22 protein-coding genes are annotated in these 23,874 nt (G+C 71.9%); 14 read left to right on the forward strand and 8 right to left on the reverse strand.

Features of this window, described 5'->3' with window-relative positions; genetic code table 11:
• Positions 1-170 precede the first annotated feature (170 nt).
• Entirely contained in the window at positions 171-1,034 is an 864-nt protein-coding gene (locus tag ACWCYO_RS29135) for an SCO6745 family protein (protein WP_449785861.1), read from the reverse strand.
• Positions 1,035-2,036: 1,002 nt separating this feature from the next.
• Between ACWCYO_RS29135 and ACWCYO_RS29140 the strand changes: the two genes are divergently transcribed.
• Positions 2,037-3,224 carry an IS701 family transposase gene (locus ACWCYO_RS29140; RefSeq protein WP_270142617.1) on the forward strand — a complete coding sequence of 396 codons (1,188 nt, stop codon included), beginning with the start codon at positions 2,037-2,039 and terminating at the stop codon, positions 3,222-3,224.
• Positions 3,225-3,304: 80 nt separating this feature from the next.
• A complete protein-coding gene (locus ACWCYO_RS29145; RefSeq protein ID WP_449785862.1) occupies positions 3,305-4,852 on the forward strand; it encodes an FAD-dependent oxidoreductase in 1,548 nt (515 codons plus the stop codon).
• 82 nt (positions 4,853-4,934) lie between these two features.
• Here ACWCYO_RS29145 and ACWCYO_RS29150 read toward each other — a convergent pair whose 3' ends face one another.
• From ACWCYO_RS29150 to ACWCYO_RS29165, 4 genes are all read right to left on the reverse strand, one after another.
• Positions 4,935-5,516 carry a TetR/AcrR family transcriptional regulator gene (locus ACWCYO_RS29150; RefSeq protein WP_270142614.1) on the reverse strand — a complete coding sequence of 194 codons (582 nt, stop codon included), beginning with the start codon at positions 5,514-5,516 and terminating at the stop codon, positions 4,935-4,937.
• Positions 5,517-5,628: 112 nt separating this feature from the next.
• Positions 5,629-7,368, reverse strand: a complete 1,740-nt coding sequence (locus ACWCYO_RS29155) for an FAD-binding protein (RefSeq protein WP_449785863.1) — start codon at positions 7,366-7,368, stop codon at positions 5,629-5,631.
• Between the two features lie 2 nt (positions 7,369-7,370).
• Entirely contained in the window at positions 7,371-9,023 is a 1,653-nt protein-coding gene (locus ACWCYO_RS29160; protein WP_449785864.1) for an FAD-binding oxidoreductase, read from the reverse strand.
• A 127-nt stretch (positions 9,024-9,150) separates the two neighbouring features.
• Entirely contained in the window at positions 9,151-9,609 is a 459-nt protein-coding gene (locus ACWCYO_RS29165) for an SRPBCC family protein (RefSeq protein WP_270142610.1), read from the reverse strand.
• A 315-nt stretch (positions 9,610-9,924) separates the two neighbouring features.
• On the opposite strand from ACWCYO_RS29165, the gene ACWCYO_RS29170 reads away from it, so the two are divergent.
• The 12 genes from ACWCYO_RS29170 (at position 9,925) to ACWCYO_RS29225 (ending at position 22,042) form a co-directional block, all read left to right on the forward strand.
• Entirely contained in the window at positions 9,925-11,319 is a 1,395-nt protein-coding gene (locus ACWCYO_RS29170; RefSeq protein WP_449785865.1) for an MFS transporter, read from the forward strand.
• A 71-nt stretch (positions 11,320-11,390) separates the two neighbouring features.
• On the forward strand, positions 11,391-12,152 hold the full coding sequence (locus ACWCYO_RS29175) for an SDR family NAD(P)-dependent oxidoreductase (RefSeq protein ID WP_449785866.1): 762 nt from the start codon (positions 11,391-11,393) through the stop codon (positions 12,150-12,152).
• Positions 12,153-12,556: 404 nt separating this feature from the next.
• The gene (locus tag ACWCYO_RS29180; RefSeq protein WP_449785867.1) at positions 12,557-12,811 is read left to right on the forward strand and encodes a helix-turn-helix domain-containing protein; all 255 of its coding nucleotides are present in this window, start codon (positions 12,557-12,559) and stop codon (positions 12,809-12,811) included.
• Positions 12,812-12,847: 36 nt separating this feature from the next.
• Positions 12,848-14,698, forward strand: a complete 1,851-nt coding sequence (asnB, locus tag ACWCYO_RS29185; protein ID WP_270142603.1) for an asparagine synthase (glutamine-hydrolyzing) — start codon at positions 12,848-12,850, stop codon at positions 14,696-14,698.
• Between the two features lie 83 nt (positions 14,699-14,781).
• A complete protein-coding gene (locus ACWCYO_RS29190; protein WP_270142601.1) occupies positions 14,782-15,951 on the forward strand; it encodes a 3-deoxy-7-phosphoheptulonate synthase in 1,170 nt (389 codons plus the stop codon).
• Positions 15,952-16,013: 62 nt separating this feature from the next.
• Positions 16,014-16,787: a 2,3-dihydro-2,3-dihydroxybenzoate dehydrogenase gene (locus ACWCYO_RS29195; RefSeq protein WP_270142600.1), complete on the forward strand. Its 774-nt coding sequence runs from the start codon at positions 16,014-16,016 to the stop codon at positions 16,785-16,787.
• Between the two features lie 10 nt (positions 16,788-16,797).
• Complete coding sequence (locus tag ACWCYO_RS29200; protein WP_449785868.1) at positions 16,798-17,454, forward strand: isochorismatase family protein; 657 nt, start codon at positions 16,798-16,800, stop codon at positions 17,452-17,454.
• Positions 17,451-19,385 carry an anthranilate synthase family protein gene (locus tag ACWCYO_RS29205; RefSeq protein ID WP_449785869.1) on the forward strand — a complete coding sequence of 645 codons (1,935 nt, stop codon included), beginning with the start codon at positions 17,451-17,453 and terminating at the stop codon, positions 19,383-19,385. Before ACWCYO_RS29200 ends, ACWCYO_RS29205 begins: the two co-directional genes overlap by 4 nt.
• On the forward strand, positions 19,373-19,705 hold the full coding sequence (locus ACWCYO_RS29210) for a hypothetical protein (RefSeq protein ID WP_270142598.1): 333 nt from the start codon (positions 19,373-19,375) through the stop codon (positions 19,703-19,705). Before ACWCYO_RS29205 ends, ACWCYO_RS29210 begins: the two co-directional genes overlap by 13 nt.
• A gap of 90 nt (positions 19,706-19,795) precedes the next feature.
• A complete protein-coding gene (locus ACWCYO_RS29215; protein WP_449785870.1) occupies positions 19,796-20,995 on the forward strand; it encodes a 3-hydroxybenzoate 6-monooxygenase in 1,200 nt (399 codons plus the stop codon).
• 49 nt (positions 20,996-21,044) lie between these two features.
• Positions 21,045-21,770, forward strand: coding sequence for a hypothetical protein (locus ACWCYO_RS29220; RefSeq protein ID WP_449785871.1), 726 nt, complete (start codon positions 21,045-21,047; stop codon positions 21,768-21,770).
• Between the two features lie 32 nt (positions 21,771-21,802).
• On the forward strand, positions 21,803-22,042 hold the full coding sequence (locus tag ACWCYO_RS29225; protein WP_449785872.1) for a hypothetical protein: 240 nt from the start codon (positions 21,803-21,805) through the stop codon (positions 22,040-22,042).
• An 8-nt stretch (positions 22,043-22,050) separates the two neighbouring features.
• On the opposite strand, the gene ACWCYO_RS29230 is transcribed toward ACWCYO_RS29225, so the two are convergent.
• The 3 genes from ACWCYO_RS29230 to ACWCYO_RS29240 all read right to left on the reverse strand — a co-directional run bounded on the left by ACWCYO_RS29230 (position 22,051) and on the right by ACWCYO_RS29240 (position 23,830).
• Entirely contained in the window at positions 22,051-22,635 is a 585-nt protein-coding gene (locus ACWCYO_RS29230) for a cysteine hydrolase family protein (protein ID WP_449785873.1), read from the reverse strand.
• A 155-nt stretch (positions 22,636-22,790) separates the two neighbouring features.
• Positions 22,791-23,258 carry a MarR family winged helix-turn-helix transcriptional regulator gene (locus tag ACWCYO_RS29235; RefSeq protein ID WP_449785874.1) on the reverse strand — a complete coding sequence of 156 codons (468 nt, stop codon included), beginning with the start codon at positions 23,256-23,258 and terminating at the stop codon, positions 22,791-22,793.
• A gap of 173 nt (positions 23,259-23,431) precedes the next feature.
• On the reverse strand, positions 23,432-23,830 hold the full coding sequence (locus ACWCYO_RS29240; RefSeq protein ID WP_449785875.1) for an aldo/keto reductase: 399 nt from the start codon (positions 23,828-23,830) through the stop codon (positions 23,432-23,434).
• Between the last annotated feature and the right edge of the window lie 44 nt (positions 23,831-23,874).

The raw sequence follows: 23,874 nt of genomic DNA on the forward strand, positions 1-23,874 counted from the left end.
CGAACTTGGCGATGTCGGAGTCGTTCATGTGGACGCAGTGCGCCATCCAGACGTCCTCGCCGAGCCAGCCCACCGACTCGAAGCTGGAACGGTCCGGGGGCCGCCGCCGTCCGTGTTCTGCTGCCCGATCCGCGCTGAGCGCTCAGCGATCCGCGTTCAGCGATCCGCGCTCAGCGCTTGCCGATCTGCGCCAGCGGCATGCCGTCGCGGGCGAGCACCGTGCGGGAGAACGCCCCGGCCAGTTCGGTCAACCGCCGGGTGCCATCGGCGCCGAGACGGCGGTACGGCGCCAGGTCCAGCCGGTCGGTCTCGGCCTCCAGGGTGCGTCGCAGCTCCTGCCCCCGCGCGGTCAGCTCGTCGTTCTCGTCCAGCAGTCCGCGCGCCCGCAACCGCTGCTGGGCGGCCGCCCAGTCGCGCGCCGACCAGCCGCGCTGGGGCTGGAGGAAGGAGGGCTTCCAGTGCGCGCCGGTCGCACTGTGCGTCACGAGCGCTTCCAGGCCGTCGAGTTCGGCATCGACCAGCAGGCCGATGTGTCCGTCGCCGCGGTGCTCGCGCAGCAGCGTCGCCGCGTGCCACAGCCGCAGGTGCGGCCGGTCCGGGACCGGCAGGTCCGCGTTGGCGGCGAACATCGGCCGGCCCGCCCCGGTGCAGCCCTCGACCGCCCGCATCGCCAGCTCCGCCGCCTCCACCATCGCGGCCGAGGCCACCGCCTCCGGGCCCAGCAGCCGGGTGAGGCAGGCGTCCACGATCCGCAGCCTGGTCTCCAACACCCGCTCGGGCGCCGCCGCCTCCCACGCGCGCGGCAGACAGCGGGCGATCAGCTCCGGGCTGAAGTTGTAGAACACCGCGCTGACCAGGCCCGGACCGGGCCTCCCCAACGGCGCCGAGCGCCCGGCCAGGTACGCCATCGGACCGCGGTCCAGGCCCAGCAGGCCGTACCAGTCGTCGTGCTCCGGGGCGAAGTAGTAGGCGGCGTGCACCGGATGATGCGCCGTGTAGCACCGGCGGGCGTCAAGGGGAGCTATCTGGTCCATGGACCCACACCGTACGGTACGCGGCCGCGTCCGCGAGTGGTGCGCTCGCACCGGCCAGGAGCGGGGGAGCATGCGCGGCCGGCACCGCCGCCGGGGCAGCGGGCGAACGAGACCGACCGATCCATCGTTTCGACCGCCGGCGTGCCGACTTCCGGCCTTCCGTGACCGGGTGGAACGGTCGAATGCGAACCGGCCGGAAATGCCTGGATGGTCGCCGGGATCCGAGATTCCCCCAGGGGTGTCTCGGGGTTGGTCGGCCAGGGTGGAGCGGCGCGAAATGGCCCGACCAGGGTAATGACTTCACCACGGAAAGTGACCAATCTCGGGGCGTTCTCGTAGATTTCACCACCCTGTCCCGCAATTGTTCTGTGCGCTGGGCGAGTTGAGCGATACCTGGCGAATCCGGCCGGGGCGTCAGGTGATCCGGTGGCGCCTGCAGGTGGAGATCGGTGACTTGCCGTGAGCGATGGGTGGCTGGGTGTCGACCCACTCGCCCTGGATGATTCGGTCGGCTCCGAACCCGGAAAGGGGAGGTGGGTGGTGGTGGGCGGCCGGTGGGGGCTGATGGTCCGGAGGTGGGGCCTGGGTCGGTCGGGGGTGACCGCCGGGCCCGGATTGTTGCCCAGCGTGAACGCTCGCTGACAACTTCGCGAACCCTATTCTGAGTTGAACGGTCGGTTTGATAATGGGCTTTCGAGGCGCCCTCGAACGGACCGGCGGCGGGTCTGCCGACGGGGCGCCGCCGCAGGGCTGTTTCGGCTGTGAGGTCGTCAAGTGCCCCTGATTAGGCGTTAAGTCGATGCCGGGGGAGCGGGACGAGCCGGCACCTCCTGGTCGTACGGGGTTCGTCAAGAGGTGTGTGACGGGCCTATCATGGCGACTAAACAAGAATGTATGTTCAAATAGGCCTGCCGATGATGGGGGGGCTCCGGGAATCGTGCGGCGGTGGCGCGGTCCGGTGTTCTGCGGAGGGGGATACTTGGCATGAACATGCACATCCACATGTCTCAGCATGCGCGCGAGATCGTCTGGCACGAGGTCGCCGACGACTTCGTCACCGAGTACAGCCGACGCATGCTGATGTCGCTGCCGCGCCGCGACCAGCGGGAGAACGGCGAACTGTACATCTCGGGACTACTGTCGCCCACCACGCGCAAGTCGATGCGGTCGATCGCGTCGATCGCCGGCGGCGGTGCCGCGGTCGAGCAGCGGCTGCACCACTTCATCAGCAAGTCGTCGTGGGACTGGCGGCCGGTGCGCAGGGCGCTGGCCGCCGACCTCGAGGAGGCCCTGGATCCGCTGGCGTGGGTGGTGAAGCCGATGGTGGTCCTCAAGGCCGGCGAACACACCGTCGGGGTGACCGAGTCCTTCGACCTGCAGCTCGGCCGGGTCGTCAACAGTCAGCGGTCGTACGGCGTCTGGCTGGCCAACGACACCCGGAGCGCGCCGGTCAGTTCACGGCTGGCGCTGACCGGGGAGTGGCTCGCCGACGCCGAGCGCAAGCGGCGCGCGAAGATCCCGGAGTCGGCGGGCATCGACGACGGGGACGTCCCGACCGCGGCGGCGGCCGTGCTGGAGCTGGCCAGGGGCTGGCGACTGCAGGCCCGCCCGGTGGTGGTGGAGGCGCGCGAGGAGGACGCCCGGGCGCTGGTGTGCCACCTGTCGGCGGCGAAGGTCCGCTTCGTGCTGCGGATCAGTGGCGCCACCCGGCTGGTCCCGTACAACGCGGTGCGGGACGGCCGGGCGGTCCGGCCGCTGGCGGCGCAGCACCTCGCCGAGGGGACGGAGCTCGGCGGCCGTCCGGTCCGCTGGGTGGGCCGTACCGCTCCGGGCGAGCGCACCGCGCAGATCAGCAGCGTCGACGTCGCGCTGCCCGGGGCCGGCCTGCCGCTGCGACTGGTCGGCGCGCAGTGCACCAGGGAGCGCAAGGCGCGCGAGCTGTGGCTGTCGAACATGACCGACGCGCCGGCCGTCCACGTCGCGCGACTGGGGCGCCTGACCGAACGCGTCGAACAGGACTTCGCCGACATCAGCACCAAGGTCGGTGCGATGGACTTCAAGGGCCGCACCTACGGGGGCTGGCACCGGCACACCACCCTCAGCGCGGTGGCCCACAGCATCGTGACCCTGTCCGCGGTGCACGACCAGGAAGTGGAGCTGTCGATCGGCGACCACCTGCAGATCGCCTGATGGTCTGCTCGCCTGCTCGCCTGACCGATTCGGACGGCTCCTCGGGAGCGAACTGCTAGATGAACAGGAGTCCAAAGGCCGTGAACACGGGTTTGGCACAGGACACGGCCGATGGCGTGGACGCGGACGTGGTGATCGTGGGCGGCGGTCCGGTCGGCATGCTGCTGGCCGGCGAACTGGCGCTGTACGGGATCCGTACGACCGTGCTGGAGAAGGAGTCGGAACCCTCGGGCGAGTCGAAGGCGGGGACCCTGCACGCCAGGACCGCGCAGACGCTGCACCGGCGGGGACTGCTGGAGGCCGTGCAGCCGGGCCGGTACGTGGCCGGGCGGAGCCCGCAGCGGCACGTGCCGTTCCACTTCGGCGGTCTGCCGCAGCTGGATCTGGCCCCGGTGATCGAGGAGTTCCCCGCGCTGGTCGGCAGCCCGCAGGCCTACGCGGAGGAGGTCTTCGCGCGGCGCGCCACGCTGTCCGGCGTGCGGATCGTGCGGGGCGCCGAGGTGACCGACGTGGCGCAGTCGGACCGCCTGGTGGAACTGACGGTCCGTCAGAAGAGCGGTGCGGAAGACATTCTGCGGGCGAGCTGGGTGGTGGGCTGCGACGGGGCCCGCAGCGTGGTGCGCAAGCGGGCCGGCATCGACTTCGTCGGCACCCTGCCGACGATCTCCTGCCTGATGGGGGAGGTCGTGCTGGCCGATCCGCTCGGTGCGCCGAGCGGCTGGCAGCGCACCCCGCGGGGCTGGACCATCTTCTGGGTGAGCCCCTCGGGTCACAGCCGGGTCGGCACGTACGACTTCCGCGGCCCGCATCCCGACCGCTCCTCCCCGGTCACCTTCGAGGAGTTCAGGTCGGAGGTCGAGCGGATCGTCGGCCACCCCGTCGAGATGTCGGAGCCCCGCTACCTCTCCCGGTTCAGCGACGCCGCGCTGCAGGCGGAGCGCTACCGCGCGGGGCGGGTCCTGCTGGCCGGGGACAGTGCGCACGTGCACTTCCCGGCCGGCGGCCAGGGGCTCAACACCGGCCTGCAGGACGCGGTCAACCTGGCGTGGAAGCTGGCCGCACACGTACGGGGAGAGGCGCCCGCCGGGCTGCTCGACACCTACCACACGGAGCGGCACCCGGTGGCCGCCCGGGTGCTGGAGAACGTCCGCGCCCAGGTGGCACTGATGCACCCCGGCCCGGCCACCGACTCCCTGCGCCGGCTGTTCGGCGATCTGATGAGCGTGCCGGAGGTCAACGCCTACCTGGCCGGCATGGTCAGCGGCGCGGACATCGGCTACGACGTCGGGCGGCCCGCGACGGACCGGCTGGCGGGGCGCTTCATCCCCGAGACGCGGCTGAAGACGGCCGACGGCGAGACCACCCTGGCGGCGCTGTTGTGGACCGGCCGGCCGGTATTGCTCGACCTGGCGGACCGGCCCGAGGTGCGGCGGGCCGCCGCGGGATGGGCCGGGCGGGTGGACGTCGTGACGGCCCACCCGGAGGAGGAACTGCCCGTGGACGCCATCCTGCTGCGTCCCGACGGCTACGCGGCCTGGAGCTCGTTCGGCGGATCGGGCACCGAGGGGCTGCCCGAGGCGCTGCGGCGCTGGTTCGGTGAACCGGCGGAGGGTGCCGGGGCCGCCTGACCGAAACCCGAAGCCGGTGCCCGCTGACGGTGGTCAGCGGGCACCGGCTTCGGCATGCGAGCGTGGGAGCGGCCAGGGGCGGTCAGTCCAGCGCGGCCAGTGCGAGCCGGGCGGCCGCGCCCAGCCGCTCGGCGTCCGGCGCGCCCCGCGCGATCACCCGCACCCCCTGCATCACCACGAGCAGGAAGTGGGCGATCTCGTACGGGTCCTTCTCGGCGGCGAGCTCGCCCTGGGCCTGGGCCCGCAGCAGGGAGGACACCAGGGACGTCTCCACGACGCTCCAGCTCACCTCGACCTGGCGGGCGACCTCCGGGTCGCGGGGGGAGAGCTCCACCGCCGCGTTCACCACCAGGCAGCCCCGGCGGTTCGGATCGGTCAGGGCGTCCCGGACCCAGCTCTCCACGAAGGCGCGCACGGCCGGCAGCGCGGGGCCCGGCTGGGCCAGCGCGGTGACGAAGCCGGCCTCGCTGCCCCGCAGGTACCGCCGCATGGCGGCCAGGTACAGGTCGTGCTTGCTGCCGAAGGTGTCGTACAGACTGGCCCGGCCGATGCCCAGGTGCTCGACGAGGTTGGCCATCGAGGTCGCCTCGTAGCCGCGTTCCCAGAACAGGTCCATCGCGCGCTGCAGCACCACGTCGGGATCGAATTCCTTGGTTCTGGCCATGCGATGAGGCTAACAGCAAATGGACCAAACAATCCAGAAAGGTGCTGCCCCCGCTTCGGGAAGCGGGGGGCAGCGCCTTTCCGGATCGTCTTTCCGGAACAGCCTTCCGGGGTCAGCCCGGCAGCTTGACGGACTGGTCGTGCCGGAAGAAGTCGGTCGGGTCCCAGGCGGCCTTCACGCGCTGCAGGCGCGGGTAGTTCTCGCCGTAGTAGAGCGTGGTGTAGGGCAGGCCCGACCGGTTGTGCTTCGGGTCGTTCAGGTCGATGTCCGGGTAGTTGACGTAACAGCCGTCGGTGTTCCGGTCGGACACCGGCACGCCACCGGTGTCGGCGTACACGTCCTCGTAGAGGTCGCGCAGCCAGCCGATGTTGGCGTCGTCCTCCTCGGCCGGGTGCCAGTACGTCTGGTACAGCAGCTTGAACGCCGAGTCGCGGTGCACCTGGGCGGTGGCGTCCCGCGGGACGGAGTTCACCGCCGCGCCGTAGGAGCTGAACAGCACCATGGCGTTCGGGTTGGCGAAGTCGGTCCGGGTCAGGTGCCGGTAGATGGTGGAGATCTGCTGCTCGGGCAGGTTGCGCCGCACGTAGGCGGACTTCTGGTCGCCGCGCAGGGTCGGGTCCACCAGGACCGCGTTGGTGACTCCCAGGTACCGGGTGGCCTGCAGCCAGGGCAGCACCCGGGGGGTCGCGAACTCCGGCATCGGTCCGTGCTCGCCCAGCGGGCGGGTGACCGCGCCGCGAGGAGCGTCCACGCCGTCCGAGACCGCCTGCAGGAACGCGTCCAGCAGACCGCGGGCGTTCGGCACGGTCGCGTCCATCTGGGTCAGCAGACCGATCTGACCGTTGGAACGGTGGTTCAGGCTCAGGTTGGCGGACAGCCCGTCGTACGGGCCGCCGGCCGTGGCGTGCGCCTCGTGCCAGGCACCGTAGTTGCGCACCAGCCGGACGAAGGACTGCTCCGTGAGGTCCGCCCAGGACCAGGAGACCGCGCTGAGCAGCACCTCGGCCGGCGGCTTGGGCAGCAGCGCGCCGGGCGTGCTGCCGGTCGCGCCCGGCGAGCGGAACCAGTAGCGCGTCACCACTCCGAAGTTGCCGCCGCCACCGCCGGTGTGCGCCCACCACAGCCCGCGGTTGGGGTCGTCCGGTTCCCGGGTGGCGACCACGACCCGCGCCCGGCGCCGGGCGTCCACGACGACCACCTCGACGGCGTACAGGTGGTCCACGATCAGGCCGTCGCGGCGGCAGAGCATGCCCCAGCCGCCGCCGCTGACGTGCCCGCCCACACCCACCGAGTAGCACACGCCGCCCGGGGCGATGACGCCGTAGGCCTTGTAGAGCCGCTCGTAGACGTGGGTGAGGGTGGCGCCGGCCTGGACCTCGAAGGCGCGGCGCTGTTCGTCGTAGCGCACCTCGGTCATCTCGGAGAGGTCGATGACCGTCTTGACGGCGTCGTTGTAGACGAAGTCCTCGTAGCAGTGGCCGCCGCTGCGCACGGTGAGCCGCTGGCCGGCGTCGAGCGCCTGCTGGACCGCGTCGCGGACCTGTTCGGTGTCGGCCACCAGCCGCACGCTGTCCGGCCGGGCCGACCAGCGCTGGTTCATGCCGCGGACCAGGTCGGGGTAGCGGGCGTCGGCGGGGCGGACGGAGGTGGCCGGGAACGGCGCCGGCTGCGCCGTTCCGGCGGCCGCGGCCTCGCCGCCCGTGGCCGGGGAGGCCGCGGCGACACCGGCGCCGACCGGGAGCGAGGCGGCGCCGGCCAGCGCCGCCGCGCCCGCCACCAGTCGCCGACGTGACCACTCGGCGCCCGAGGCGGCGCCGGCGCGGTCGTCGGACGACGGAACGCGCGACGCCATGGTCACACCGCCTTGATCGACAGCGAGTGGCTGAACAGGTTCTTCGGGTCCCACTGGGCCTTGACCGACTGCAGCTGCCGGTAGTTGCCCTTGAAGTACAGCTCGGACCACGGGATGCCGGAGGCGTTGTAGCGCGGGTCCACGAGGTCCGCGTCGGCGTAGTTGATGAAGCAGCCGTCGGTGTCCGCGTTGGAGGCCGGCACACCGCCGGAGGCCGCGTACACGTCCTGGTAGAGGGACCGCACCCAGCCCACGTGCGCGTCGTCCTCGGCGGCGTCGGTCCAGAAGCTGACGTAGTGCAGCTTGAGGATCGAGTCGCGCTGCGCGGTCGCGGTGTCCGAGGTCCCGACGGTGTTGATCTTGCCGCCGAACGCGGTGATCATGACGAGCGACGCGGGGCCCGAGTAGTCGCTGCGCGTCATGTTGGTCCAGAACGCCTGGAGGTTGGCGTCGGTGAACCCGCGCCGCATGTAGGCCGACTTGGCCTTGAAGCGGGTGGAGGTGTCGGTGCCGGTGAAGCCGGGCCACTGGGTGACCGCGTGCAGCCAGGAGATCTTGCGGCGGTCGGTCACCTGGTAGTTGACACCGGTGCCCGCGTTGACGGCGGCCAGGTAGGCGTCGAGCAGCGCGTCGGCGTTCGGCACCGAGGCGTCGATCTGGGTCGTCATGGAGAACGAACCGGCCGAGATGTGCTGCGGCTTGAGCTGGCTGAAGAGCGTGGCGTACGGGGAGTCCGGCGCGCTGTTGGCCTCGTACCACTGGCCGAAGTTGCGCAGGATGCGGGAGAACGAGGTCTCGTTCAGGTCGGCCCAGTTCCAGGTGACGTTCGCGATCAGCACCTCGGACGGCGGCTTGGGCAGCTGGTCGGCCGGGTTGGTGCCGGTGGCGTCGGGCGAGCGGAACAGGTAGCGGGTGACCACGCCGAAGCTGCCGCCGCCACCGCCGGTGTGGGCCCACCACAGGCTGCGGTTGGGGTCGTTGGCCTCGCGGGTGGCGACGACCTTGGACGCCCGGCCGTACGCGTCGACGACGACGACCTCGACGCCCCACAGGTGGTCGACGATGAGGCCGTGCTTGCGGGACAGCGGACCGTAGCCGCCGCCCGCGACGTGGCCGCCGACGCCCACGGTCGGGCAGCTGCCACCGGGCAGGGTGACGCCCCACTGGCGGTACAGCTTCTTGTACACCTCGCCGAGGCGGGCACCGGGCTCGACCCAGAACACCCGGCGGGTCGCGTCGTAGCCGACCGAGTTCAGGCCGCCCAGGTCGATGACCGTGCGGACGCCGTTGTTGGTGACGAAGTCCTCGTAGCAGTGGCCACCGCTGCGCACCGCGAAGCCCTTGCCGCTGTTCACGGCCTGCTGGACGGCGGCCAGCACCTGGTCCGCCGTGCTGACCAGCTGGACGGTGTCCGGGGTGCCCACCCAGCGCCGGTTGCTGCCCCAGGTCACGTCGGGGTAGCGGCGGTCGGCGGGGCCGATCGCGACGACGGGCTCGGCGGTCGTGGCCGAGGCCGGGGTCACGTCCGTGGTCGTGGCCGGGGTGTCCGTCTGGTCGGCGGCGGCCGGTATCGCGGCTACCGCCGGCAGGACGGCCGCCGCGCCGCCCACCAGCGCGACGTCTCTGACGAACGAGCGACGGGAGTGGCCTGACATCGTGTGGTTCTCCTCTTCCGGATTGCTGGCAGATCGAGTGGGGCCGCGGTCCACGGGGGGCGGGAGGGGCGTGGCCCGCGTGCTCCGGTGTCCTGTGGGGGAGGGATCGGGGGACCCGTCCGGGGGGTCAGCGCCCGTGGCGCTCGACGAGGCCCTCGACGATGAACTGCAGCGCGTCCGAGAAGTAGCGCTTCGTCTCGTGCAGGAAGTAGCGGGTCTGCTCGGCCTTCTCGACCCCGGCGGGGCTGAGGGTGACGCGCAGGGTCAGGGTGGGGTGCCCGTTCTCGTCCTTGCCGAGCTCGTTCACGATCTGCTCGATGCAGGGGTCGTCGGTCGGGCGGAAGACCACACGCTCACCGGGTTCGAAGGTGACGCGCTCGTGCACCCGCTCGGTGTCGCGAACGGTGATCTCGCGCAGGAAACCGTCGTCGAAGCGTTCCAGAACCCGGCAGGCCGTTACGGCGGGCACGTACGGGCTGGGGTTCTCCGCTTTGTGGACCAGTCCTTCCCAGACCTGGTCGGCGTTCGGCCGGACCGGGTTCTCGCCCGGGCCGACGACGGGGAGCGTCCAGCTGAAAGTGTCCATGTGGCAATGCCTCCCTGATGCGTGGGTCACCCCCGAGTCTCGATGACCGGCCGCGCGAGGACATCGCATGAATGTGCGATGTCCTCGCGCGGTTTCCTGCGCCACGTTCGGCGCGCCGGGTACCTCCCGTTACGGCTGGAGAGGGCGGCATCCTGCGGAATAGTGGATCGATCGTTCAAGCTGTGCTAGCTTCTGTCCGGCGTCAGTGCGAGGCAACTCGTGCCCACTCTGCCCACATATTGGAATGAGTAGTCGATTATGGTTACCGTTGCTACGGACCGCTCCGCGGCACCAGCTCCACCCCGGCTGGGACCTGTGCCCTCCTTCGCGCTCCTGGGTGCCGTCCAGGTCACCCTCATCGCGACGATCACCGTGATCACCGTGGCGCTGCCGGCGATCCAGCGGGACCTGGGGCTGACCGACCAGGACCTCGTCTTCGCCACCTCGGCCTACAGCCTGTCGTTCGGCGGACTGCTGGTCCTGGGCGGCCGGCTCGCCGACCTGCTCGGCCACCGGCGGGTGTTCGTCACCGGCGTGGCCGTCTTCGGCGCCGCCTCGCTCGCCGCCGCGACCGCCACCACCCTCTGGGTCCTGGTGGCGGCCCGGTTCGCCCAGGGCGTCGGCGCGGCGCTCGCGGCGCCCTCGGCGATGGCCCTGCTCGGTGCGGTGTACCCCGATTCGGCTCGGCGCACCCGGGCACTCGCGGTCTGGGGCGTGCTGGCCAGCATCGGGGCCAGCAGCGGCAACGTCCTGTCCGGACTGATCCTCTCCTGGGTGCAGTGGCGCTGGGTGTTCGTCGCGCCCGCCGTCGTCTCGGCGGTGATCGTCCTGTGCTCGCGGCTGCTGCCCACCGGCGCCGCCCGCCGGGCCGAACGGCTCGACCTGCCGGGCGCCCTGCTCATCACCGCGGGGCTGACCGCGTTCATCTACGGTCTGGGCGAGTCGGACTGGCTGTGGATCGGCCTCGGCGCCGTCGTCCTGGTCCTGTTCGCGGTGGTCCAGGCCCGGTCGTCCCGGCCGCTGGTGCCGCCGGCCCTCCTGGCGTCCACCCGCAGGCTGGCGGCGCTGCTCGCCATCGGCCTGACGGCCGCCTCGATGGCGACGTACTTCTTCGTCCTGGCGCTCTACTTCCAGAAGACGCTGGACTACTCACCGCTGCGCACCTCGGCGGCCTTCCTCCCGCCCGTCCTCGCGGTGGTGTTCACCGCCGTCGTCGGCGGCCCGGCCGCGCGTCGGTTGGGACCCGGTGGGCTGGCGGCCACCGGGCTCGCCCTGGGGGCGGTGGGCATGGGGCTGCTGAGCACGCTCGACGCCCACTCGTCGTACTTCGGTCCGCTGCTCGCCGGGGTCACGCTCTTCCCGGTCGGCGCCGGACTCACCTTCTCCGGCGCGACCGTGTGGGCCGTGGAGCGGACCGCGCCCGAGGAGGCCGGCCTCGTCGGCGGGATCGTGAACACCGCCATGGAGGTCGGGCCCCCGCTCGGCCTGGCCGTCCTCGTGCCGCTCGCCGCCACGTACGCCGCCGACCACGGCGGCGGGGCCGCGGCGGACGCGAGCGGGTACGGCTTCGCCTTCGGCACGGCCGCCGTCACGCTCGCCGTCGCCGCCGGGCTGGTCCTGCTCCAGCGCGCGACGGACTCCTCCCGGTCCCGGGACACCGCCGGCGCCGGGCCGGCGGACGGCCCGGCCGGTTCCGCCACCCGTCACTGACGTCCGCGACGCGTCACTGACCTCTCAAGCCAACGCACCACGCAACATCACACTGATACAAGGGAGTTCCCATGAGTGCCCGCTTCACCGACAAGGTCGTCCTCGTCACCGGCGCCGGTGGCGTGCTCGGCCGGACCGCGGCCGTGGCCTTCGCCAAGGAGGGCGCGACCGTCGTCGTCGCCGACGTCAACCAGGCGGGCGTCGACGAGACGATCAAGCTGATCGAGGCCGAGGGCGGCAAGGCCTCCGGCGTCCTCGTCGACGTCACCAGCTCCGAGAGCGTCAAGGCCATGGTGGACACCACCGTCGCCCGCCACGGCGGTCTGCACGTCGCCTTCAACAACGCGGGCATCCTGGGCGGCGGCACGCCGATCGGGGAGCACGACGAGGACGTCTGGAACAAGGTGCTCGCCGTCAACCTGACGGGCGTCTTCCTCGCCCTGAAGCACGAGACCGCCCACATGGCCGCCAACGGCGGCGGCGTCATCGTCAACACCGCCTCCAACCTGGGCGCCCACTGGCGTCTGGCCGGCATGAGCGCCTACTCGACCTCCAAGGCCGGCGTCAGCTTCCTGACCCGCACCGCGGCGCTCGAGTACATCAAGGAGGGCGTGCGCATCAACTCGATCAGCCCCGGCCCGATCGACACCCCGATGTCCTACCTCCCGGGCGAGACCCGTGAGCAGCGCGACGCCCGGCTGGCCCCGACCGTGCCGCTGGGCCGGGTCGCCGACCCGCAGGAGATCGCCAACGCCGTGCTGTGGCTGGCCTCGGAGGAGTCCAGCTACGTCGTCGGGCACGACCACGTGATCGACGGCGGTGCCACCGCCTGACCAAGGCGGGGGTGGCAACCGCGGCGCGGTGACGCGCCGTGCGGAGGGGGTCGCGGATGCCGCGGCCCCCTCCGTCGCGTTCGCCCGGTTCGCTCGACCTGACATATTCCGGCGGACCCGACGCATTCCGGCGGAGGTGCCGACGTGCGGCGGACCCGACGGAATTCCGCGACCGTGACGACCTTTCCCGCATCTGACGCTGCGCCGGACACCTGACGCTGCGCCCGGCATCTGACACTCTCCGGCAGTTCTGCCGATGTATGGCATTACGGATTGCTGACGGATCGCGCGGCAGGGCATTCTGGTACCCGTGATCGCCCGCCGAAACGCGGACGTCAGCGTGGCAGCAGAGCGAGGCCACGATGCCGAACTCGTAACGCAGCAGTGAAACGGAAAGCGATTCGATGCAGACGCTCAAGGCGACGGGGAAGGCTCGTCCGAGCAGGCCGAAGTCAGGCTGGGAAGCGCTGACGCCGGCTGAAGTTCAGGTGGCCCGTCTGGTGTCGATCGGAATGAGCAACCGCGCCGTGGCCGCAGAACTGATGGTTTCTCCACATACGGTCAACACCCACGTGAGGAATGCGTTCCTGAAACTCGACGTGTCCAGTCGGGTGCAGTTGACGCGGCACGTCCTGTGTTACGACGCAGCGGATATCTGATCGCCCACCGGCTTTCGACGAAAGGAACTGGATTCAATGTGCGGAATGGCCGGATGGGTGAGTTTCGGGCGTGACCTCCGCGGGTCCGTCGCCATCGCCGAGGCGATGAACGACACCATGATCTGCCGCGGCCCGGACGCCGGCGGGGTGTGGACCTCGGAGCACGCGCTCATCGTCCACCGTCGGCTCGCGATCATCGACCTGGAGGGTGGCCGGCAGCCCATGGCCGCCGCGGAGGACGGCGGCCTCCCGGTCATCACGTACACCGGTGAGGTGTACAACTTCCAGGAGCTGCGCGAGGAACTGGCGGCGCTGGGACACGAGTTCCGCACCTCCAGCGACACCGAGGTGGTGCTGCGGGCCTACCTGGAGTGGGGCGAGGAGTTCGCCGAGCGCCTCAACGGCATCTACGCCTTCGCGATCTGGGACCCGCGCACCGAGGAACTGCTGCTCGTCCGCGACCGGATGGGCGTCAAGCCGCTCTACTACTACCCGACCGCGGACGGCGTGATCTTCGGTTCCGAGCCCAAGGCCATCCTGGCCCAGGGCGAGGTCGAGGCGGTCGTCGACGTCGAGGGCCTGCGGGAGATCTTCAGCATCGTCAAGACCCCCGGCCACGCGGTGTTCAAGGGCATGCACGAGGTGCTGCCGGCCACCACGGTCCGGTTCTCGCGCAGCGGCACCAGCACCCGGACCTACTGGAAGCTGGAGGCCCGCGAGCACACCGACGACCTGGAGACCACGATCGCCCACGTGCGGTCCCTGCTCGAGGACATCGTCGACCGGCAGCTCGTCGCGGACGTCACCGTCGGCACCCTGCTCTCCGGCGGCCTCGACTCCAGTGCCGTCACCGCGCTCGCCGCGGCCGCCCGGACCCGGCGCGGCATCACCGAGCCGATCCACGCCTTCTCCGTGGACTTCGTGGGCCACGAGCAGCGCTTCGAGGCCAACGTCCAGTGGGAGGACCCGGACACCCCGTTCGCCATCGAGGTGGCCGAGCAGGTCGGCGCCGAGCACATCATCGTCGAGCTGAACAACGAGGACATCCTCGACCCCGAGGTCCGCGGCGCCGTGCTGCGCGCCCAGGACCTGCCGGTCTCCACCGGCGACATGGAGTACTCCCTCTTCCTGCTCTGCCGGGCCCTGAAGCAGCACATGACCGTGGCGCTCTCGGGCGAGGCGGCCGACGAACTGTTCGGCGGCTACACCTGGTTCCACGACCAGGAGGCCGTGGAGCTCGACAGCTTCCCCTGGCACCACCCCTTCGAGAAGGCCGGCGGCATCGGCGCGCTGCGCGACGTCGGGCTGTGGGACCGCCTGGGCCTCACCGACTACGTCAAGCAGCGGTACACCGAGGCGCTCGAGGAGGTCCCGCGGCTGCCCGGCGAGAGCGGCCTCGAGGCCCGGATGCGCGAGCTGACCTACCTCAACGTCACCCGGTGGGAGAACTTCCTGCTGGACCGCAAGGACCGCATCAGCATGGCGGTCAGCCTCGAGGTCCGGGTGCCGTTCACCGACCACCGGCTGGTCGAGTACGTCTACAACACCCCCTGGGCGATGAAGAACTTCGACGGCCGGGAGAAGAGCCTGCTGCGCGCGGCGATGCGCGGCGTGCTCCCCGACTCGGTCCTCGACCGCAAGAAGAACCCGTACCCCTCGACCCAGGACCACCGGTACGAGCTCGCCCTGCGGCAGAAGGTCGAGGAGATCCTCACCGAGGACGCCCCGGTGTTCGCCATCGTCTCCGAGGAGGACGTGCGCCGACTGCTCGACCGGCCCGCCGGCGCCTTCACGGTCGGCGGCCCCTGGAGTGCCCGCGCGGTCCTGGAACGCCTGGTCGAGTTCAACACCTGGGTGTCCGACTACGACGTCCGCGTCGAGATCTGACCGGCGCGCACGCTCCCGTACCGCTCCGCCTTCCCTGATGCCGTCCCGTGACGGTGCACCGGCCTACCACCAGTGGGGACCCCGTGACCGACCTGTTGCTCAATCTGCGTACCCTGCCCGCGCTCCAGCAGCCCGACTGGTCAGACGAACGGCACGTGTCCCAGGTGTGCGACACGTTGGCGCACATGCCGCCGCTGGTCGACCTCGAGGCGGTGCACCGGCTCGGCGAACTGCTGCTGGAAGCCGCCGCCGGACACGTCCAGATCATCCAGACCGGCGACTGCGCCGAGGACCCGGCGGAGTGCAACCCGTCGGACATCGCCCGCAAGGCCGCACTGCTGGACGTGCTGGCCGGAACGATGAAGCTCGCCTCGGGCAAGCCCGTGCTGCGGGTGGGCCGGCTGGCCGGCCAGTTCGGCAAGCCGCGCTCCAACCCCACCGAGACCGTCGGCGGCGTGGAACTGCCCGTCTACCGGGGCCACGCGGTCAACCGGCCCGAGCCGGACCCGGACGGCCGCCGGCCCAACCCCGACCACCTGCTGTTCGCCTACCGGGCGGCCAGCGACGCGATGCACCACCTCGGGTGGCGCACGCCCCGGCGGCACCGCCTCGAACTGCCCGTGTGGACCAGCCACGAGGCGCTGCTGCTGGACTACGAACTCCCCCTGCTGCGCCGCGAGCCGGACGGCTCCCTGCTGCTGACCTCCACGCACTGGCCGTGGATCGGCGAGCGCACCCGGCAGATCGACGGCGCGCACGTCGCGCTGCTCGCCGCGGTCAGCAACCCGGTCGCCTGCAAGGTCGGCCCGACCGTCACGGTGGACGAACTGCTCGCGCTGTGCGAGAAGTTGGACCCGGAGCGGAAGCCCGGCCGGCTCACCCTGATCGCCCGGATGGGCGCCACCGCCGCGGCGGAGCGGCTGCCGGAACTGGTCCGGGCCGTCGCCGCCGCCGGTCACCCCGTCATCTGGCTCAGCGACCCCATGCACGGCAACACGGTCAGCGGCCCGAACGGGCTGAAGACCCGCTTCGTGGAGACCGTCGTGTGGGAGATCGAGAACTTCCAGCAGGCGGTGCGCGACAACGGCGGTACGGCCGGCGGACTGCACCTGGAGACCACGCCGGACACGGTCACCGAGTGCGTGCGCAACGCCTCCTACCTCGACCGGGTCAGCGAGAAGTACCTGAGTTTCTGCGACCCGCGGCTCAACCCCGCGCAGGCCGTCGAGGCGGTCTCGGCCTGGCGCGGCTGACCGGGGCCGACGTCCCGGTCGCAGCACCGAACGCACCACCACGTTCCCAGTACGGAGGAAGCATGGAAGGCAGGATCGCCCTGGTCACCGGGGCGGCCGGGGGCATCGGCGAAGCCGTCGTGCGCACGCTCGCCGAACGCGGCGTCCGGGTCGCCGCGGTGGACCGCGACCCCGCCAGGCTGGCGGAATCCGTGGAGCGGCTGACGGCCCGCGGGCTGGAGGTCACCGCCGTCCCCGCCGACGTCACGTCGGCCGAGGACGTCGAGCGGGCCGTCGCCACCATCGAGGACACCCTCGGCCCGGTGGACCAACTGGTCAACGCCGCAGGTGTGTTGCGAATGGGCGAGGCCCGCAAGCTGACCGACCAGGACTGGGCCGACACCTTCGCCGTCAACACCACCGGCGTCTTCAACGTCTCCCGCGCGGTGGTGAACCGCATGGTGCCCCGGGGCGGCGGGGCCGTCGTCACGGTCGCCTCCAACGCGGCCGGAACCGCCCGCACCGAGATGGCCGCGTACGCCGCCTCCAAGGCCGCGGCCACCATGTTCACCAAGTGCCTCGGACTGGAGAACGCCCGCCACGGCATCCGCTGCAACGTGGTGGCGCCCGGCTCCACCGACACGCCCATGCTGCGCGGCATGCACCACGACGACGGCGCCATCAGCACCTCGGTGAACGGAACGCCCTCGGCGTACAAGGTCGGCATCCCGCTGGGCAAGGTCGCCCGCCCCGAGGACATCGCCGGAGCGGTCGCCTTCCTGCTGTCGGACGAGGCCGGCCACATCACTCTGCACAGTCTGACCGTGGACGGTGGGGCGACCCTCGGTGTCCAGTGAGGAGAGCGCGATGACCAAGCCCACCCCCGGCATCCCGCCCATCGAGCCGTACCCCATGCCCACCGAGGGCGACCTCCCGGCCGGCCCGGTCGCCTGGACCCCCGACCCGCGCCGCGCCGTGCTGCTGGTCCACGACATGCAGCGCTTCTTCCTGCGCCCGTTCGCGGGCGGCACCCCCGGGACGGAGCTGGTCGCCAACGCGGCCCTGCTGCGGGAGCGGTGCGCCGCCGCCGGCATCCCGGTGGCCTACACCGCCCAGCCCGGTGACATGACCGTCGAACAGCGCGGACTGCTCCGCGACTTCTGGGGCCCGGGCATGCGCACCACCCCCGAGGACCGCCAGGTGATCGACGAACTGGCCCCCGCCCCCGAGGACTGGGTGCTCACCAAGTGGCGCTACAGCGCCTTCGCCCGCACCGACCTGCTGGAGCGGATGCGCGCCGCCGGCCGGGACCAGCTCATCCTGTGCGGCGTCTACGCCCACATCGGCGTGCTGATGAGCACGGTGGACGCCTTCACCAACGACATCCAGCCCTTCCTGGTCGCGGACGCGGTGGCCGACTTCTCCGCGGCCTACCACCGGCAGGCCCTGACCTACGCGGCCGAGCGCTGCGCCCGGGTGGCCACCACCAAGCAACTGCTGACCGAGCTGGAGGACGCCCGGTGACCGGCACGAACCACGCCGACCCGCACCACGCCTATCCGCACCACGCCGACCCCCGTCACGCCGACCTGCTGGGGCGGATCCTCGACGGCGACCCGCCCGCCTTCGCCCTGCTGCACCGGCCGCACACCGCCGGTGCCGGCCTCGTCGACCTGCTGCTCGGCGACGTCACCGAGTGCGCCTCGCTGACGGACATCCCGCTCACGGACGCCCCCGAAGGCACCGGGCACGAGACGCTCGTCCTGGTGCCCTACCGGCAGCTCGCCGAGCGCGGCTTCACCGCCGTCGACGACGGCGAACCGCTCCTGGTGCTGACCGTGCGCGAGCAGGACGTGCTGCCGCTCGGCGAGACCCTGCGCCGGCTGCCCAGCCTGCCGACCTCCCTGACCGGAAGCCGCTTCGAGCCCGACGACGCCACCTACGCCTCGGTGGTGCGCCAGGTGATCGCCGACGAGATCGGCACCGGCGAGGGCGCCAACTTCGTCATCAAGCGGTCGTTCACCGCGGACGTCACCGGATACACCCCCGCCGTCGCCCTGTCGTTCTTCCGGCGGCTGCTGGAGCGCGAGACCGGCGCCTACTGGACCTTCCTGATCCACACCGGCGAGCGCACCTTCGTCGGCGCGACCCCCGAGCGGCACATCAGCCTGCACGACGGCAACGCCGTGATGAACCCGATCAGCGGCACCTACCGCTATCCGGCCGACGGCCCCGCGCTCAGCGGCGTGCTCGAATTCCTCGGCGACCAGAAGGAGACCGACGAGCTGTACATGGTCGTCGACGAGGAACTCAAGATGATGGCCAGGATCTGCGAGGACGGCGGCCGGCTGACCGGCCCCCACCTCAAGGAGATGGCCAGGCTCGCCCACACCGAGTACTTCATCGAGGGCCGCACCACCCGCGACGTGCGCGACATCCTGCGCCAGACGCTCTTCGCGCCGACCGTCACCGGCTCCCCGCTGGAGAGCGCCACCAAGGTCATCGGCAAGTACGAGCCCGACGGCCGCGGCTACTACAGCGGCGTCGCCGCCCTCGTCGGCCGGGACGCCTCCGGCACCCGCGAGATGGACAGCGCCATCCTGATCCGCACCGCCGACATCGACCGCTCCGGTCGGCTGCGGATCGGCGTCGGGGCCACGCTGGTGCGCCACTCCGACCCCGCCTCCGAGGTCGCCGAGACCCGCGCCAAGGCGGCCGGCCTGCTCGCGGCGCTGGAAGGCCCCGGCCGCACCCGGCTCGCCCACGACCCGCAGGTCCTCACCGCGCTCGCCCGGCGCAACGAGAACATCGCCGACTTCTGGCTGACCGGGACGGCCGAGGACACCGCCGGGCGCGCCGCCGAACTGGCCGGCCGCAGCGTCCTGGTGGTGGACGCCGAGGACACCTTCACGTCCATGATCGGGCACCAGCTCTCCTCGCTCGGCCTCACGGTGACCGTGCGGCGGTTCGACGAGCCCTACGACACCGACGCCCACGACCTGGTCGTGATGGGCCCCGGCCCGGGAGACCCCCGCGTCACCGACGACCCGAAGATCGCGCACCTGCGCGGCACCATCGGCCGCCTGCTGGAGAGCCGACGGCCGTTCATGGCGGTCTGCCTGAGCCACCAGGTGCTCGCCACCCTGCTCGGGCTGCCGCTGGTCCAGCGGGACGTGCCCAACCAGGGCGTGCAGCGCGAGATCGACTTCTTCGGACGGACCGAGCGGGTCGGCTTCTACAACACCTTCGCCGCACGCTCGGAGCACGACAAGACCGACCACCCCGTCCGGGGCGTCGTGGAGGTCTGCCGCGACCCGCGGACCGGAGAGGTGCACGCCATGCGCGGCACCGGGTTCGCCTCCGTGCAGTTCCACGCGGAGTCGGTGCTCTCCCAGCACGGCCTGGACATCACGGCCTCCCTGATGACGGAGGTGCTGCGCTCGTGCACGCGGTGATCGCATGGTGGGACCTGGCCGGCACCGGACAGACGGTGGAGTCGCTGCGCCCGTTCCTGCGGGACGAGGCCGTGGACCGCTTCAGCCAAGTCCCCGGACTGCGCCTGAAGTTCTGGATCTCGGACACCGAACGGCAGCGCTGGGGCGCGGTGTTCCTGTGGGAGTCCGCGGCGGCCGCCGCCGTGCCGAGGCCGGCGCGCGCCGTCGAACTCATCGGCCGCCCACCGACGTTCGTGTCCGCCTTCGACGTCGAGGCCACCGTCGAGGGCCTGTTCACCCTCGACGCCCTGGCCGGCCACGGCCTCGCGCTGGAGGGCTGAGACGGCGGTTCCCGGCGGTGCGTCCCGTACCGCCGGTGCCGCTTGGCCGTCCGCCGTCCGCCGTCACACGAAAGGGACTGCTGAAACATCATGGTGAGGATCATCGTCGCGGGAGGCGGCATCGGCGGACTGGCCGCCGCGCTCAGCGCCGCACGACAGGGCCACGACGTCGTCGTGCTGGAACGCCGCCGGGCCTTCGAGGAACTCGGCGCGGGCATCCAGCTGGCGCCCAACGCCTTCTCGTCCCTGGACCACCTCGGCGTGGGCGCGGACGTCCGGGCGAAGGCCGTCTTCATCGACGAACTGCGCTTCATGGACGGCACCTCGGGTTCGTGCGTCGCCAGCATGCCGCTCACCGAGGCCTACCGCGACCGGTTCCGCAACCCGTACGCCGTCGTGCACCGCGGCGACCTGTACGAACCCCTGCTGCGCGCCTGCCGCGCCGAGGACCGGGTCGAACTGGTCACGAACGCGTCCGTGACCGGCTACCGGCAGGACGCCACCGGGGTCGAGGCCCTCCTGGCCGACGGCACCACGGTCACCGGCGACGTGCTGATCGGCGCGGACGGCATCCGCTCGGCGATCCGCGCCCAACTCGTCGGCGACGGCGAACCCCGCGTCTCCGGCCACACCATCTACCGCTCCGTCATCCCGATGGAGAAGGTCCCCGAAGACCTGCGCTGGAACGCGGTCACCCTCTGGGCCGGCCCCAAGTGGCACTTCGTCCACTACGCCATCGGCGGCGGCACCTACCTGAACCTGGCCGCCACCCGCGACGACGGCGCGACCGTCGCCGTGGCCGGCGATCCCGTCGAACGCGCCCACGTCCTGTCCGAGTTCCCCGGCCTGGGCGACACCACCCGCCGCCTGCTGGAACTCGGCGAGGACTGGCGGACCTGGGTGCTGTGCGACCGCGACCCGGTCACCACCTGGACCGACGGCCGGGTCGCCCTCCTCGGCGACGCCGCCCACCCCATGCTCCAGTACGCCGCCCAGGGCGCCTGCATGGCCCTGGAAGACGCCGTCGTCCTGGGCCGCTTCCTCGCCTGCGACGCCGACACCGTGATCCCCAGCCTCGAGAAGTACGCCACCGAACGCCAGGAGCGCACCGCCAAGGCCCAACTCCTCGCCCGCGAGATGGGCACCCAGCTCTACCACCCGGCCGGCGCCGAGGCCCAGGCCCGCAACACGATGCTCTCCGGCTTCTCCCGAACCGACCTCTACGACAAGGTCGACTGGCTCCACGGCTTCTCCCCCCTCGGCACCCCCGTCGGCGACGCGGCCCGCTGACCCGATCGCTCGTCACCGTCGGCCCCGACTCCCGGAGTCGGGGCCGACGGTGTGCGCGGGCCGAAACCGGGTGCCCGGCGAGCACCGTCCCACCTTCGCCGCGCTGATGGCCCGACTGGCGATCGGCGACGACATCGCCTCCGCCGGACCCGCGCGCGGCCACCTCGTCGCCTGGGGCCGGTACGTGCCGGAGGCGGTGCGGGCGCTCGTCCCGCTGGTGACCGACCTCGCCGAGCGGGACCGCTGGAAGGGGGCGGCCCAGGTGCTGATCGGGGTGGCGCTGTCGGACGCCTCGCACCCGCTCGGCGGCTGCGCGCCGGGCAGCGTCCTGGCCGACGCCCTGACCGCGCTGATCGGGGTGGTGCGCACGGGGGAACCGACCCTCCCCGGTCACGACCAGCCGGCCCTGCGCCGGATCGCCGCGCTCGTCGGCTCGATGTGGTGCCAGAACGGCGACGCGGCGGCGTTCCGGGCCACCCAGCGCGCGGTCGCCGCGCTCCTGCTGGCCGAACCCGTGCTGGTGCCCGAGGCCACCCGCCGACTGGTCACGGCGCTCGACCCGGACGCACCCGACCTGGGCGAGCGCCTCGCCGAACTGTCCGGCCTGGTCGCCGAGGACGGCCTCGCTCCCGGCCTGTTCGCCGTCGCGCTGGCCACGGCCGGGGCACCGCTCGGCTGGCCCGCCGCCTGGCGGGAACTGCTGCACGCGCTGCGCCGTGACCCGCGGCCGGACGTCCGCGACGCCGCGCTGGCGGTGTACACCGAGCCGGCCTGAGCGGGGCCGGCCGGGAGCAGGTCCGCCGGGTGATGAACGGCGCGGCGCGGATCGTCGTCTTCTCGGCGCTGCTGTTCGGACTGCCGGCGACGGCCCCGCCGCTGATCGGCGTCAGCCTCGGGCCGACCAGGTCGCCGGTTCCCAGTCTCTCCGCGCTCGGTCTCCTCGCGATCGTGGCGACCACCCCCGCGCTCTCCTGGGGGTCGATCGCGACGGCCACCCGGTTCGCCCTGCGGACCGCGCCGGTCGAGGCGGTCGGCGGGCGCGAGTGAGCAGCAGGTCAGGTGGGGGTGGAAGCCGCGCGGGCGGGCGGGGCCCGGTGGGTCAGGGGCTCGGGGGGGAGGAGGGCATCGGTGTGGGTGAGGGTGACACCGAGGCCGCGGAAGGTGTCGAGGGCGGCGGTGTGGCTCGGCGTGGAGAGGGCGGCGACGGCGTCCTCGACGACGGTGGTGGGGTAGCCGAGCGTGACGGCGGTGCGGACGGTTTCGCCGACGCCGTACTCGGTGGCGATGCCGGCGATGACGAGGGCGGTGGCGCCGAGGCGGTCCAGGCGGTCCGCGAGGTCGGTGCCGGCGAAGGCGTCGATGCCGTACTTGGTGACGACCTCGTCGCCGGGGCGGGCGGCCAGCTCCGGGGCGAAGCGGTTGAAGGGGGAGTCGGGGCCGCCGTCGCTGCCGTCCACGCGGGCGTGGCGGACCAGGACCACGGGCAGGCCGGCGGCCTCGAAGGCGGTCTTCAGCCGGGCGGCGGAGCGGACCACGGCCGGGCCGGTCAGCGGGGCGACGGGGCGGCTGACGATCCACTGCTGGAGGTCCACCAGCACCAGGACGGTGCCGGGGGTGAGGGCTGCGGCGGTGTGGGACATCGGGTTCCTCGGTGTCGATCGGTGGTCGGTCGCTCGGTCACCGGGCGGCTGGGTCCCGGTGCGGAGGATGCGAGGCCGCCCCCTGGGCGCCCCGGGTGGTGACCGGGTGTCCGGGGGAAGGCCTTCCGCCCGGTCTCGTGCCGCTGCCGCGCTGGTCAGTCGGTCTTGCGCAGCGCCGCCACCGAGCGCTCCAACAGCTCGCGCAGCTGGGCCTGTTCGCTCTCGTCGAAGGCGTCGGCGAGCCGTTGCTCCACGCCGCGGGCCAGTGCGTCGGCCTTCTTGGCCAGCGCGCGGCCGGTCCGGGTGAGCTTGGCCACGAGGACCTTCTGGTGCACGCTCGAGGTCTCGCGGGTGATCAGGCCCTTGTTCTCGAGGTTGGTCAGGATCGTCGTCATGGTCTGCGGCGTGACCATGCACTCCCGGGCCAGCTGGGCCCCGGACATCCCGGACGACCGCTGGAGGCACAGGAGGGTCACGTACTGCGGCACCGTCAGGTCGACGGTGCGCAGCACCCGGCTCTTCTCGCCGATCAGCGCCTGCTCGGCCCGCTTGATGGCGTGGCCGAGGCGGTCGTGGAAATCGAGCCGCGCCGAGGCCGGCTGGTCGGAACTGTTGTCGGTCACAGTGATCGCATCCCTGACTGCCCCCGCTGCGGACTATTCGGACTTTAAGGTACATCAGTGGGCTGATCAGTCGCTAGGCACGAACGCCTCTGGGGAACTCGCCTGCGGTGCCGATCAGTAGCGGGTCCCGACCGGGGCCGGGAGGGAGTCCAGCTCGGCCAGGTCGACGCTGTTCAGTCGTACCTCGGCGGCCGCGGCGTTCTGCTCGATGTGGAGCCGGCGGGTGCTGCCGGGGATCGGCACGACGTGCTCGCGGGTCGGCCGTCGGCGGTCACCCGCACCGAGCCGAGGCGGGACTCCGGACCGGCCTTGAGGCCGCCCTTGGTGGCGAGCACCACGTGCTCGCGCAGGCCGCCCTGGAGCGCCTCGCCGAGCAACTCCTCGTTGGTGAACGGGCCGTAGAGGTCGGCGGTGTCGAGCAGGGTGATGCCGAGGTCGACGGCGTGCCGGATGGCGTCGATCGACTCCCGGGCGCTCTGCAGCTGGGAGGTGTACACCCAGTTCATTCCCATGCAGCCGAGGCCGACGGCCCCGACGGCGAGGCCGGTGGGCCCGAGTTGGCGGCTGTACACGAGCTTGCCCTTTCGAAGGGGTGGGGGCGGGGGTACGGGTGCGT

This window comes from Kitasatospora sp. NPDC001683 (genome assembly GCF_053596495.1).